General features: G+C 37.6%; 12 protein-coding genes and 1 tRNA gene. 2 read left to right on the top strand and 11 right to left on the bottom strand.

The window, feature by feature from the left end:
- The first annotated feature begins 130 nt into the window (after nucleotides 1-130).
- Complete coding sequence (locus Q8Q95_03750) at nucleotides 131-1,039, top strand: hypothetical protein (GenBank protein MDP3764705.1); 909 nt, start codon at nucleotides 131-133, stop codon at nucleotides 1,037-1,039.
- A gap of 774 nt (nucleotides 1,040-1,813) precedes the next feature.
- Here Q8Q95_03750 and Q8Q95_03745 read toward each other — a convergent pair.
- The 6 genes from Q8Q95_03745 to Q8Q95_03720 form a co-directional block, all read right to left on the bottom strand.
- A complete protein-coding gene (locus tag Q8Q95_03745; GenBank protein MDP3764704.1) occupies nucleotides 1,814-2,524 on the bottom strand; it encodes a nucleotidyltransferase domain-containing protein in 711 nt (236 codons plus the stop codon).
- Between the two features lie 2 nt (nucleotides 2,525-2,526).
- On the bottom strand, nucleotides 2,527-3,969 hold the full coding sequence (locus Q8Q95_03740; GenBank protein ID MDP3764703.1) for a hypothetical protein: 1,443 nt from the start codon (nucleotides 3,967-3,969) through the stop codon (nucleotides 2,527-2,529).
- 94 nt (nucleotides 3,970-4,063) lie between these two features.
- Nucleotides 4,064-6,163: a polyribonucleotide nucleotidyltransferase gene (gene pnp / locus Q8Q95_03735; protein ID MDP3764702.1), complete on the bottom strand. Its 2,100-nt coding sequence runs from the start codon at nucleotides 6,161-6,163 to the stop codon at nucleotides 4,064-4,066.
- 102 nt (nucleotides 6,164-6,265) lie between these two features.
- Nucleotides 6,266-6,781, bottom strand: a complete 516-nt coding sequence (locus Q8Q95_03730) for an NYN domain-containing protein (protein ID MDP3764701.1) — start codon at nucleotides 6,779-6,781, stop codon at nucleotides 6,266-6,268.
- A 16-nt stretch (nucleotides 6,782-6,797) separates the two neighbouring features.
- Nucleotides 6,798-7,064 carry a 30S ribosomal protein S15 gene (gene rpsO / locus Q8Q95_03725; GenBank protein MDP3764700.1) on the bottom strand — a complete coding sequence of 89 codons (267 nt, stop codon included), beginning with the start codon at nucleotides 7,062-7,064 and terminating at the stop codon, nucleotides 6,798-6,800.
- Between the two features lie 384 nt (nucleotides 7,065-7,448).
- Entirely contained in the window at nucleotides 7,449-7,958 is a 510-nt protein-coding gene (locus tag Q8Q95_03720) for a YraN family protein (GenBank protein ID MDP3764699.1), read from the bottom strand.
- A 181-nt stretch (nucleotides 7,959-8,139) separates the two neighbouring features.
- Here Q8Q95_03720 and cas2 point away from each other — a divergent pair, with 181 nt between their 5' ends.
- Nucleotides 8,140-8,706, top strand: coding sequence for a CRISPR-associated endonuclease Cas2 (cas2, locus tag Q8Q95_03715; protein MDP3764698.1), 567 nt, complete (start codon nucleotides 8,140-8,142; stop codon nucleotides 8,704-8,706).
- A gap of 152 nt (nucleotides 8,707-8,858) precedes the next feature.
- Here the strand turns inward: cas2 and Q8Q95_03710 are convergent, their stop codons facing one another.
- From Q8Q95_03710 to ftsH, 5 genes are all read right to left on the bottom strand, one after another.
- On the bottom strand, nucleotides 8,859-9,161 hold the full coding sequence (locus Q8Q95_03710; protein MDP3764697.1) for a hypothetical protein: 303 nt from the start codon (nucleotides 9,159-9,161) through the stop codon (nucleotides 8,859-8,861).
- Between the two features lie 258 nt (nucleotides 9,162-9,419).
- Entirely contained in the window at nucleotides 9,420-9,875 is a 456-nt protein-coding gene (locus tag Q8Q95_03705) for an RDD family protein (GenBank protein ID MDP3764696.1), read from the bottom strand.
- 15 nt (nucleotides 9,876-9,890) lie between these two features.
- Nucleotides 9,891-10,121, bottom strand: a complete 231-nt coding sequence (locus tag Q8Q95_03700) for a hypothetical protein (protein ID MDP3764695.1) — start codon at nucleotides 10,119-10,121, stop codon at nucleotides 9,891-9,893.
- 77 nt (nucleotides 10,122-10,198) lie between these two features.
- A tRNA-Ile gene (locus Q8Q95_03695) sits at nucleotides 10,199-10,275 on the bottom strand.
- 111 nt (nucleotides 10,276-10,386) lie between these two features.
- The gene (gene ftsH / locus Q8Q95_03690; protein MDP3764694.1) at nucleotides 10,387-12,222 is read right to left on the bottom strand and encodes an ATP-dependent zinc metalloprotease FtsH; all 1,836 of its coding nucleotides are present in this window, start codon (nucleotides 12,220-12,222) and stop codon (nucleotides 10,387-10,389) included.
- Nucleotides 12,223-12,308: the final 86 nt, after the last annotated feature.

Raw genomic sequence — 12,308 nt, 5'->3', positions numbered from 1 at the left:
CCCCCATTATATTTTATTGCTTCAAAGATTAAAAGCTCATTTGCCGTGTTTTAGGTATTGTGCTTATATATAACGACACTGAAAATGGATAGAACCTTATAAACTTACCCCATAATAAGGAGTTTGATGTATGAAACAGGCTGTTTTAATGGCTTTATTGGCGATTTTCACGTTTTTACCGAGAACCGCCTCTGCCTTTGTGGCTAGAGGAGACTCTGTTTATTTTGATGGATTTGTGAGTTTGGGTTACAACTATGAGCACAAGCGTGCAAATAGCGATAACCATCTTGCCTTAGGAGATCTTTGGATAAACGGAATGAAAAATATTGGCCATCCCAAAGATATCCAATATTCCTATATGGAGGTTTCCACAGTGGTGTCTCGTGGAAAGATAGAGGTCAAGCAGGCTAGTATCAAGTGCGCAAATCCTTTTAAGGTAATTAAGGCGATCAGTAAAGTCACTGTGGGCCGTTTCGCTCCTCCATTTGCGGAGGAATGGTTGAAGTACCCTGATCAGCTAAACTTGATTGGATATTCATCGATTTTTGGTCAATTGGTGTACAGAGATGATGGCGCACAGATTGATTTTATAGAAAAAAGACTTCGCTGGTCGCTTGCCTCTTTTTTGGGCGAACGTGAGGGCGGAGTTATGCGTGAACAAAAAGATGGCAAGATCCATCTCTATTCCAAAGCGATTTTAGATTTGCCAGCCGGCCTAGGACTTTCTGGCAGTTATCGTTGGAGCCGTACCAGAGATAATCTTTGGGCGGCAGCAGTCAAATGGCGGAAAGGAAGTTCTGAAAATATATCTTTCGAAGCTGTTGGTTTTGGAGAAGATATTCAATGGTTTTTTAATTACGGCAAGATGATTGCGCCAGACTGTATTTTTACAGCAAGATATGAAAATCTTAGAGGGCGAGAAAACATTTTTACACCGGGAATAAGATACTACACAAAAAATATAGATGTGAAACTTATGTCTAGATTTGCCGATGATCTTCCCAAAGGCGGTCAGCTCTCGGTGATATTCAGGTTTTAAAACTAGTTCCAAAAAATAATCCGCGCTCTACAAAGAGCGCGGATTTTTCATACTTGCAGGAGAGAAAAATTATATTATTTTAATATTATAACCCGCCAAAATTTTTGTAAAACAAAAACTTAAGCGGGTTATTGTTTATAACTATTCGCTTCGCTCATAGATAAACAATAAAAAAACCGGCTCTGGAACGAGCCGGTTGCGCAGTTTGTTTTTTTCCAAACTGCTAGATTGTTTAAGCACCCTGTGTGAGGCATTATGCCTCCAAGAGAAAATTACTTTTCTCTTGTTCCCTTTATTTTTTTAGAAAGAGCAATCCATAACTGAAAGATTATACTAACAGAAACATTTGCCTGTTCCGTTCTAGGCTCGGAACAACGTTGTTCCCCGATTATTATCGGAGGGGATATGTTGGAGCCGGTTCTAGCGACCACTAATTTATATTTGGGTCGGAACCGACCCAACAAGATTCAAGCAGTTTTTTTGCTGCAAGAAAAAATTTCTAGGGTATCCCAATTTAAATACGGACACCTTAGAGTTCTAACAAATTCATCCTATATAATAAGGAATAATAAAGAGCAAGTGACACCAACATTGTGACCAGCTGGCATCGAGAAAAACATTGAACTAGTTAGAACTATCTAATTTTCTCACTTCGTTCTTCAAAAGTAAATACAACAGAATCTTAAAATGCTGTCGAGAGCTGTCAGCAAGTTAATCGTCCGATGGATGCTTGGCTTTTTTGAACAATATTAGCTAAAAATATATGTAGAACAGCTAATTTTCCACAGAGGTTGAATTCTCCTTTTTAGTGGATAACCCCAAAGAGGCTTTAAAGTGATTTGATATTGGAAAGTGATAAGCGATTAAATCCGGGGTAATTTCGAAGTCATATTTTTTAGAATTTTTATTAAAAACCTTTTTTTCAAATATCTTTTTTAAATAATAGGTTTGCGTTTGGTAAGAAACTTTTTCTAAAATATTTCCCAGGCGAATTTTTTCTAAAACTTTTTCTAAAATATTTTTAAGCCAGATTTTCTTATTATCATATTTGATTAAAAAACTTTTTTCATTTTCAAAATCATTTTCATAAAAGTTTTTCAGCCAAAAGTTTTCACTCCAAAATTTTTTTATTTCAATTTCACTGCCCCAGACCGGTTTTATATTTTTATAAAAACTGGCGCCTATCAGATCTTGGTGGGGTAATAAGGGCGAAGCGTTGGCTAAAAAAATATTAAAACAAAATCTATTTTTTATTTTTTTTCCTGATCTTTTTTTACCAAAAATAAAAGTTGCTAGTTCTAAAAAGAGTCTGTTTAACCAGACTCTTTTTTCTTGAGAAATTATTATTAAATCTATATCGCTTTCCGGTTTGGGATTACCTACTGCGGTAGAGCCCGCTAAAAAAATTGCGCGAGTATAGGGACAGTTTATTAGTATTGGTAAAAATTTTTTTAGTAGAGATATTTTATAATCTTTTTCTAACATAGTTACGGGTTTGAAACGTTTACAGAATCTATAGCTTTAAGCACCGCGCTTTTAGAAGTAGTTATTATCAAAACATTTCCCACCAAAGCGTATTCAACTGTTATGGTATTTAAGGGTAAATTTTTATAGCGGATAGTTTGATCTTGATAAATCCCAGATTGAAAAATAGTGCTAGCCGACGAACCTACTTTAGCTAGTATCATAGGTTTAAGGTCGGTAACCATTGTTTTTTCCCAAGTTTTAAGCAAGGGGTTCATTTTAGCAGAATCTAAAACCTTTAAAGCGAGACCCAATCTTGGCCCGTAACAAGAAGGAGAAGTATTTTTTATTTTTTCACATTCGGTTTTATCGAATGTGTTTCCTCCAAAAGCAAACACATCAAATTCTTCAGATAGTTCTTTTTTTACCGAAGCAGGTATCTTAATTTTTAAAGCCGTCAGTAGCTCGTCTATAGTCGTTATTTCTGAAGTTGAAGCTTCACTCGTTGTTTTATCAACTATGCTCTGCTCAACCATTAGCCTAACAAAGGCATTTTCCGCTACAGAATCACTATTTAAGGTTTTTATATTGGCAACACTTACAATTTGTTCTGATTGATTATAAGAAAGAAGTCCTGCCGGTACGGCGGGGATTACTGTTTCAGTTGAGGTGTCTGTTATTGCTGGGGCTTCTTCAACCGGTAAAAGAGGCTGAAGTTCTTGGGGTGGGGGCAAAATATCTTGCGTGGTCGCTTGTTCGGTTGCTGGGGTTTGTCTTAAAAAGAACCACCATATTTCTCCAGCCACAAAAGATAAAATTAAAACCGATACAATTCCAATCAAAATCAACTTACTCTTACCACCTCTGGAAGGTAAAGAAGGCATTTGGATTGCCTGTCTTGATGGTATAGGTGGCAAGGGTGGCAGGTTTGGCCTTGATACTGGTAAAGGAGGTAGCGGGGGTAGTTTTGGCGCTTGTTGGTATATTGGAGGCGGTGTTAGTGGCCTCATAGGTGTGGTTGTTGGGCGCGGAGGTGTTGATGGCTCTGTTGGTAAGCCCAGCGGTGGAGCTTGAACACGTTGTTGATTTAAATTTTCCGGAGGCATAATAGGTTTTTTGATTGGATTTTCAAAAGGTTGAGGTTGCTTAGGAGAGAGCGGAGGAGGAGAAACTAATGGTTTATAAACAGGAGGCGTTATTATTGGTTTTGGTATTTCCTCTTTTGGGTTGGCTGTTCCCATCGATATAGGTTTTATAGTAGGTTTTTCTTCTTGTTTTAAAGGTTCTAATTTAGGAAAAGATAATTTAATATTGTTGTTTTGAGGTACGATGGCTGGGTCTATTTTTATTTCTGAATGCGAAGGCACCGAGCCTTTTTTGAGGGCTTCAATATCGCCGGCCATAGTTCTTATTTTGTAAGCCGGAGCACTTTTAGGTTCTTGGGTTGTTGAAGAAGCTGGAGGCAATTTTCTTAAATTCGAATATCGAAATTCGAAATTCGAAACAAATCCCAAATTCTAAATTCAAAATGTTTCGGATTTCGTGCTTCGTGCTTCGTGCTTATTTTTTTTGCGCGTCTTTAAGCGAAAGATTAATTCTGCCTTCGGTGTCTATGTTTTTTACTATAACAGGCACAATGTCGCCTATATTAACAATATCCTCCACTCTGTTTACGCGAAAGGGCGCTAATTCGGAAATGTGAATCAGACCCTGCTGGCCCGGCAGTATTTCGGCAAAGGCTCCAAAATCTAATATTTTTACTATTTTACCTTGGAATATTTCGCCTTGAATAATCTCGCGCGTCAGGTTGTTTATCCATTCCTTGGCTTTTTCGGCCGAGGCTTCATCGCTGGAAGTTATAAATATAGTGCCATCGTCATCTATATCTATTGTAACACCTGTTTCGTCTGTTATCTGGTGTATAGTTTTTCCGCCGACGCCAATAACATCTCTAATTTTAGCAGGATTTATTTTTAAAGTTAATATTTTCGGTGCATAAGGTGACATTTTCTCTCTGGGTTTAGGTATAACTTTAAGCATGGCTTCCAGAATTTCTAATCTAGCTTTTTTGGCTTGAGTTAAGGCTTGAGCCAGTATTTTAGAAGTTAGACCAGATATTTTTACGTCCAACTGCAAAACGTTAACACCTTCTGTGGTGCCAGCTATTTTAAAATCCATATCGCCGTAGTGATCTTCCGCGCCTTGCAGATCTGTGACCACCACGAATTTTTTTTCTGGATTGGTTTCGTCTTCAATAAATAAGCCCATAGCTATGCCCGCCACCGGTTTTTTAATTTTCACCCCAGCGTCCATTAAAGCCAAAGTCGAACCGCAAGTTGCGGCCATAGACGTTGAACCATTGGAAGAAAGTATTTCTGTTACGATTCTAACGGTATAAGGAAAATCCACTTTAGCAGGAATTACCGGTTCTAGCGCGCTTTCGGCTAAAGCGCCGTGACCGATTTCTCTTCGGCCGGGGTTGCCAGTTTTACCTGTTTCTCCAGATGAAAACGGAGGAAAGTTGTAATGGTGGATATAGCGCTTAGTGCCTTCAAATTCCATGGTTTCAATGGCTTGCTCCATACCTGGCGCGCCCAGTGTAGCTACACACAAAGCTTGGGTTTGGCCTCTTTGGAAAATAGCTGAACCATGGGTGCGCGGTAATACACCAACTTCAATGCTCAAAGGGCGAATTTCTTCTATTTTTCTGCCGTCCACACGCTGATTTTTTTCTAAAACATTTCTGTGGATTATTTCATTCATTTCTTCTTCAAAAAGAATGTTGGCCTCGGCTATATTTTTGGGATTTTTCTTTTCTTCGGACAGGTTTTGGAAGTATTCTTTTTTAATTTCTTCAGTTGCGTTCATATCGCCCTTAGAAATTGTTTCTGCTAAGCGCTGGCCCACAAAATTTTTTATTTCTTTTCTTAAGATTTCATCGGCCGAAGGCACAGCGGTTAATAACGATTTATGACCAAGAGATTCGGCAATATTTTTTTGAAAATCTATTATCTTTTGAATTTCTTTTTGGGCGCTTTCAAAAGCCACCAGCAAATCTTCCTCGGTTACTTCGCGGGACCGGCACTCTATCATATTTACTAATTTTTCTGGGCCGGCCACTACTAAATCTAAATCGCTTTTTGCGCGCTCGGCATAAGTAGGGTTTATTACTATTTTTTTATTTTCATCTCGACTTACTCTTATAGCCCCAACCGGCCCGTTCCAAGGAATACCGGAAATTAATATAGCGGTGGAGCCTGCAATTATGGCTGGTACATCTGGATCGTTTTCTCCGTCAAAAGACAGTACAGTTAAGATAAGCTGAACTTCGTTTCTTAATCTGTGGTTAAAAAGTGGTCGCAGGGTTCTATCGGCTAATCTGGCTGTTAAAATAGCCTCGTCCGTAGGTCTACCCTCTCTTTTAACCCAGCGGGAAGCTTTGATTTTACCTGCGGCATAAAATTTTTCATCAAAATCTACGGTTAAAGGGAAATAGTCTATGCCAGTTCTTTCGTTTTTAGACATAACTACAGTAGCTAGTACTACTGTTTCTCCATAGCTTACCGTTACAGCGCCACTGGCTTGTATAGCCCAGTGTCCTGTTTCTACCACTAATTTCTTTGAACCGATTTCGGTTTCAAATCTTTTTTTGTTATTCATTTGTATTGTCGGCCGACAATACAACCAAGGCTCGAATATATCCTTATATTCCCTTCGCCAAGAAACATAAGGATAAACTCGCTTTCCGATTGAGTGTCGGCTTTATTTATTGTTTTTACCTAGTAAATATTGTTCGTTAATTCCTAAATTAATAAAAATATCGGCAGATTCCATAAGTTTGCTCGAGGCGGTTCTTTCAAAAGCCATAACTTCAACCTGAAGTCCGCGATTAAACTTTAAATATTCAACCAATGGCACAAAATCACCATCGCCCGTAACTAAAACAACGGCATCCAGCTGGGCCGATAACCTAACAGCATCAACGGCCAGGCCTACATCCCAATCGCCTTTTTTCATGCCACCAGGAAAAATCTGAAGATCTTTAACCCTCATTTCTATACCTAATTTATTTAGAGCCTCAAAAAAAGACTTTTCCTCGCCAGACTCTGTTTTTATAACGTAGGCGATAACTCTAACAAGTTTCCTGCCGGAGGTGGCCATGCGCAAGACTTCTTTAAAATTAACTCTGCTACTGTATATATGTTTGGCAGAGTGGTATAAGTTTTGGACGTCTATAAAAACGCCTACTCTTTGTTCTTTATGCTTTATTGCGCTCATCTTTTGATTGGCTATCTTACTTCTTTAATCCCAATTTGCGGATCAGAGAATTATATTTTTTCTCGTCGTTTTTAGATAAATAATCCAAAAGGGATTTTCTTTTGGATACCATCTTAAGAAGCCCTCGGCGCGAGTGGTTATCCTTAGGGTTTTTCTTAAGATGTGAAGCTAGCCGTTCTATTTCTTCTGTGGTTACGGCAACTTGAACACTGGCTGAACCAGTGTCTTTTTCGTGGTCTTGATAAGACTTGATTATTTTATCCTTTTGTTTTGTTGTAAGCATGAAAGATCAACTGGGACAGCGTCACTGTTCCAAGTGGGTACTTAACTTATTTATATAATATTAACAGCCATTATCTTTTTTGGCAAATGTGGATATTGTTTGTAATATCTGGTCTCTTTATTTAATATTAAATAATTTCATATTAAATAGCTTAGAGATAAGCCTATAAACCAAATGAATCAAATAAACCAATAACAATCTGACCATTTTCCATTCCATTTTCCATTTTTTTGTTCTTTTTGTTTTTTTCTTTAATGAAATTCAATCTCATAATCACGCTCGAGCGTGATTATGAGATTGAGTAGGTTTAGGTTAAATTATCTTCTCCCAGCACAGAGTGCGGGGTTTCCTGTAAGGAATTAATAAAAATATTTTTCTATTATATCAATATATGGCTGATTCCATATGTTTTATTTTTGCTTTCTTTAGATCACTATTTATGTTTATTAATATCACATCTATTTGCCAGTCGTAATCTGCATATGTAGGATTATTTGAAACATATAATTTACATGTTCTAATTAGTTTCTTTTGTTTGGAGTAAGTCAGATTATCTTCCGGACTTAAGCCAGATCCTTCTTTTAATGTTTTTACTTCAACAAAAATAAGTTTATTATTACTTGCTTCTTGTGGATCATCGCACAGATCAATATTTAAGTTTTGTCTGTTGTAATTTGTTCCCTGTAGAACAACTAAAACATTATTAGCTATTTTATTCCATATAGAACCGTTATTATTTTTTTTTAAACAAACAATATCTATTTCGCCCCACTTTCTTCTAAAATTTCTTTCTATTATTTTATAGCCTTTGTTTTTTAAATATTTACAGGCAATGTCTTCGCCTGCTTTTCCTACTTTTAAATGTTGTGGAGAATTTGATTCTATATGGAACATAAAATATGGTGTATACTCTAATTAATTAAAACATCCGTTTCTAACTATTCTCATTTTGTCGCTCGAGCTTGAAAATGAGATTGTCTAGCGGAAGTAGGTTAGAATATTGTATAAAGTGTTGTATAAATAAAATAATCTTATATAAAAATATTATATATAATAAGATAAATAAAAATATAAAATGGATAAGAATAGTTTTAACAAATTAGGCCCAACAAAGAAAAAAATTATATTATTGCTGGCTGGGGGAGTAGGGCTTTCTTTGGCGGGTACGCCTAAAAAATATTTTGCTGTTATTAAAAGTGTAGCAGATGAATGGAATAAAATTAATGAGACCTCGCTTAAGCGCGCTATAAAATCACTTTATGAATCTAAACTTATAGAAGCCAGAGAACATGAAAACGGTTCTATGACGGTGGTTCTTTCGGATGATGGGCGCAAAAAGGCTTTAACTTACAATATGGATACCATGACCATCAAAAAACCCGCCAGATGGGACGGCAAATGGCGAATGGTTATGTTCGATATACCCAATAAACGTAAAAAAGAAAGGGATGTGCTAAGAAATATGCTAAAACAGCTGGGATTTATAAAATACCAGGAAAGCGCTTTCATTTTGCCTTATGAATGCAAAAATGAGGTTGATTACGTGGTTGAATTCTTCAACTTACGCCCGCACGTAAGGTTTTTGGAAATTAGTAAGTTTGATGATGACTTAGCTCTCAAGAATAGCTTCGGATTATCTTAAAATTTAATTTTGTCTATCAGTCTTAAACTTTCCGCATTTTCCCGCTCGAGCGAGAAAATGAGAGTTATTGGATTTTGTTAATTAAATAAAAAAACTCCTAGCGGAGTTTGCCTGCTAGGAGTTCGTGATGAAGGTTGTTAGGAGTAACTCTATTATTTATTACTTTTTCTGTCTAGTAATTTTAAAGAAGCACTTAGTCCGCCAATACCGAGCACAAAACCCCAGTCATACCAGCTTCCGTTGTTGTGCGTTTCGTATATGCGCACACTATCAGAAAAGAGTGAAATAATAAACGAAAACCCTATAATCATTCCTTGCCATAGACCGAGCCAGAAACCAGCGATATTGCCATCCAAAGCAGATGTCCCTACTGCAGAGTTTGGTCCAGCAGTACAGCTGATGGCAAAAATTGTAGCTAGGAGAACTAGATACAGCGTAGATCTAGATCTTTTCACGGTATCACTCTCTTTCTTTTAAGGGACTAAGTTATTGCAATTTCCCTGTTAAGGGATTATCGGTTTTTCCGATTTAAGATTTATAACAAAACATAATTTATAAGTCAACATTGGACTAATTTAGATTTAAACTTTCCTCATTTTCACGCTCGAGCGTGAAAATGAGAGTTGTGAGTTTGGTATTGGTAGTCTGGTTAAATATTCCGAAATTAAAACTTAAGTTTTTACGATTTCAAGTTTTTCTTTGGTGACAAAAATCTATGCATTTTTATTTACAACAAAACAACCAGCCATTTTATCGTGAAGACCCTGTTTTCTTGCAGTAAAAGCAATCATGAGAAATCCTATACCGAGGATAAACCCGGAAAGCATTTGTCCAAAATAGCGACCCGATGCTTTTCCGAAAGATACTCGGCTTCCATCTAAATCAGTAACTATTATTCCAAGAGCCATTTTGCCAAGAGTCGCTTGTTTAGAAGAGCTTTCCATGACCGCTTGGTAAATCCAAACAAGCAGAAAACTCAAAATGAAACTAAGAATATAATCATCGGCAAATCCAACAAGCTCAGCTTTGCCAGTGAGAACATCGTAGGGAACTCCAAATATAAAACCAATAATAAAACCACCGATAGACACAATAAACATGTCTATGATAAAAGCGGCAAATCTTTTCCAAAATCCAGCGTAACTAAAAGTTTTGTTTTGAGAGTCCATGTATTTTTTAAGTTCCTATTCGCCTGTTTCTTTTTCTTTTCTGCTGGCTCTTTTATAAATTCGGATAAGAACATAAACCCATACAGCCAAAAAAATTATATCCCAAGCCATACTCCACCCTTTGAAGACATCTCCGCCAACAGACGGGTCTACTGTTAGTTTAATCCACCACTGCCAATAGATATTATCTATGATTATAACTATCAAACCGCCCCAAAAAATTGTTTTTTCTAATTTATTCATCATGATTAAAAATTTTCTTCCCCCAAAATGCGAAACCGCCAATTTGTTTTTGCCCCCAAAACTCTTTGACTTTTCCTACGTGGTGGGCGTGCTAGGACTCGAACCTAGAACCGCAGAGGTATAAGCTCTGTGCTCTAACCAATTGAGCTACACGCCCTACTTCGCTCCTTTGGAGCTACGAAGGGCAATGCCCTTACATATGAACTTACTTTAACTAAAAACACCTCCTTATTCAAGGAGGTGTTTTTATAATCATTTCAGAAATTTTTTAAGCCGTTGATCCCGAGATGCGCATGCTTTTCATCAGCTCATTAAATTCAGTTTGCTCTATGGTTTCTTTTTCTATAAGCACAGACGCGATTTTGTTTAGAGCATTTCTTTTCTCTTTAACAATTTTCATAGCTGTTTTATAGGCTTTATCTATAAAACTGGAAACCTCATCGTCTATTTTAGTGGCCACAGATTCGGAATAGTTTCTGTTTTCCGAGAGTTCTTTGCCCAAAAATACCAACCTTTCCCTATCGCCAAAGGTCATCGGCCCCATTTTTTCCGACATACCGTATTCGGTCACGATCCGGCGGGCTAAATCGGAAGCGGTTTTTAAATCGGAATGCGGGCCGGTGGTCACATCGCCAAAAACAGTTTTTTCGGCGGCGTAACCGCCCAGCAAAGTAGCTAGTTCATCTACAAATTTATTTTTGGAATAAAAATTTATTTCTTCCACTGGCAATTTTAAGGTGTAACCCCCAGCTCGGCCACGCGAAATTATAGAAATTTTATGAACAGCATCAGCGTTAGAAAGGGAAGCGGCCACCAAAGCGTGGCCAGCTTCGTGGAAAGCCACGATTTCTTTTTCTTTAGCCGAATAAACTTTACTGCGCCTTTCCGGCCCCATCATAACTTTTTCTATGGATTCGGTCAGCTCGGTTTGGGTAATTTCTTTTTGATTTTTACGAGCGGCCGAAATCGCGCCTTCGTTCATTAAATTGGCTAAATCAGCTCCGCTAAAACCGGGGGTGCGCTCGGCAATTATTCGCAAATTAACAGTGCTGGATAAGGGTTTGCCTTCGGAGTGTATTTTTAAAATCTCTTCTCGATTTTTTATATCTGGTTCGTCTATTATTACGCGCCTATCAAAACGTCCCGGGCGCAATAAAGCCGGGTCTAAAATGTCTGGTCTGTTGGTGGCCGCTATAACAATAATATTGGTGTCGCGCTCAAAACCGTCCATTTCCACCAGTATTTGGTTTAAGGTTTGTTCGCGTTCGTCGTGGCCACCGCCCATACCCGAACCGCGGTGCCTACCGACGGCGTCAATTTCGTCTATAAAAACAATGGCGGGTGCGTGTTTTTTGGCTACATTAAATAAATCTCTAACTCTAGAGGCGCCTACGCCCACAAACATTTCCACAAATTCCGAGCCAGAAATATGAAAAAACGGCACACTGGCTTCGCCGGCTACGGCCCGGGCGAGCAGGGTTTTGCCTGTGCCGGGCGAGCCTATTAAAATTACGCCGCGAGGAATTTTAGCGCCCATACCCAAAAACTTGGCCGGACTTTTTAAAAATTCCACAACTTCTTTTAGTTCTTCTTTGGCTTCATGGGCGCCCGCCACATTTTTAAAATTTATTTTTTCTTTATTGGCATCAAACAATTTAGCTTTGGAAGCGCCAAAATTAAAAGCTTGCATCTGCCCGCCTTTGGCTTGGCGAAACATAAAGTAAAAGAAAAGCAGGATCAAAAGAAAAGGTAGAACTATAGGCAGAATATTTATTAAAAAATAGGCTAAACCGCCTTCGGTTTTAACCTGAATATTTATTTTCTTTATATCGTTGTCGCTTACGCCTAAATTCTTTAAGCTTTCTAAAAGAGAACCGGAAGCTTCTTTGTAAGCCACCGCCTTAGATTCATCGGTTAAGGCCAGTTCTATTTTATCGCCAGAAATTAGAGCAGTTTTAATTTCTCCGGCTTTAGCTTTTAGAGCTAAATCGGACAAGGAAATAACGTTTTCCTTAACAAAAAAGGTATTAGCTCCCGAGAAAAGGGAGACCAAAACCATAAAAATTACCAAAGCAAAAAATATATTTTTTAACACATCTTTCATAAAAAAATAAAAGATTAAATATCAAATATAAAAAATCTTAAATTTTTATATTTTATTTTTGATACTTAATTTAAAACTTGTTCAGT

The sequence above is a fragment of the bacterium genome (genome assembly GCA_030697795.1).
In the GTDB taxonomy this organism is placed as follows: domain Bacteria; phylum Patescibacteriota; class Minisyncoccia; order JACQLN01; family JACQLN01; genus JACQLN01.
Note: the sequence above shows the minus strand (reverse complement) of the source record. Positions and strands in the feature narration are given on the sequence as shown.

Coding starts and splice junctions, on each gene's coding strand:
- pnp (MDP3764702.1), bottom strand. CDS start 6,163: ATGAATAACAAAAAAAGATTTGAAACCGAAATCGGTTCAAAGAAATTA.
- ftsH (MDP3764694.1), bottom strand. CDS start 12,222: ATGAAAGATGTGTTAAAAAATATATTTTTTGCTTTGGTAATTTTTATG.
- cas2 (MDP3764698.1), top strand. CDS start 8,140: ATGGATAAGAATAGTTTTAACAAATTAGGCCCAACAAAGAAAAAAATT.
- Q8Q95_03705 (MDP3764696.1), bottom strand. CDS start 9,875: ATGGACTCTCAAAACAAAACTTTTAGTTACGCTGGATTTTGGAAAAGA.
- Q8Q95_03745 (MDP3764704.1), bottom strand. CDS start 2,524: ATGTTAGAAAAAGATTATAAAATATCTCTACTAAAAAAATTTTTACCA.
- Q8Q95_03720 (MDP3764699.1), bottom strand. CDS start 7,958: ATGTTCCATATAGAATCAAATTCTCCACAACATTTAAAAGTAGGAAAA.
- Q8Q95_03700 (MDP3764695.1), bottom strand. CDS start 10,121: ATGATGAATAAATTAGAAAAAACAATTTTTTGGGGCGGTTTGATAGTT.
- Q8Q95_03730 (MDP3764701.1), bottom strand. CDS start 6,781: ATGAGCGCAATAAAGCATAAAGAACAAAGAGTAGGCGTTTTTATAGAC.
- rpsO (MDP3764700.1), bottom strand. CDS start 7,064: ATGCTTACAACAAAACAAAAGGATAAAATAATCAAGTCTTATCAAGAC.
- Q8Q95_03750 (MDP3764705.1), top strand. CDS start 131: ATGAAACAGGCTGTTTTAATGGCTTTATTGGCGATTTTCACGTTTTTA.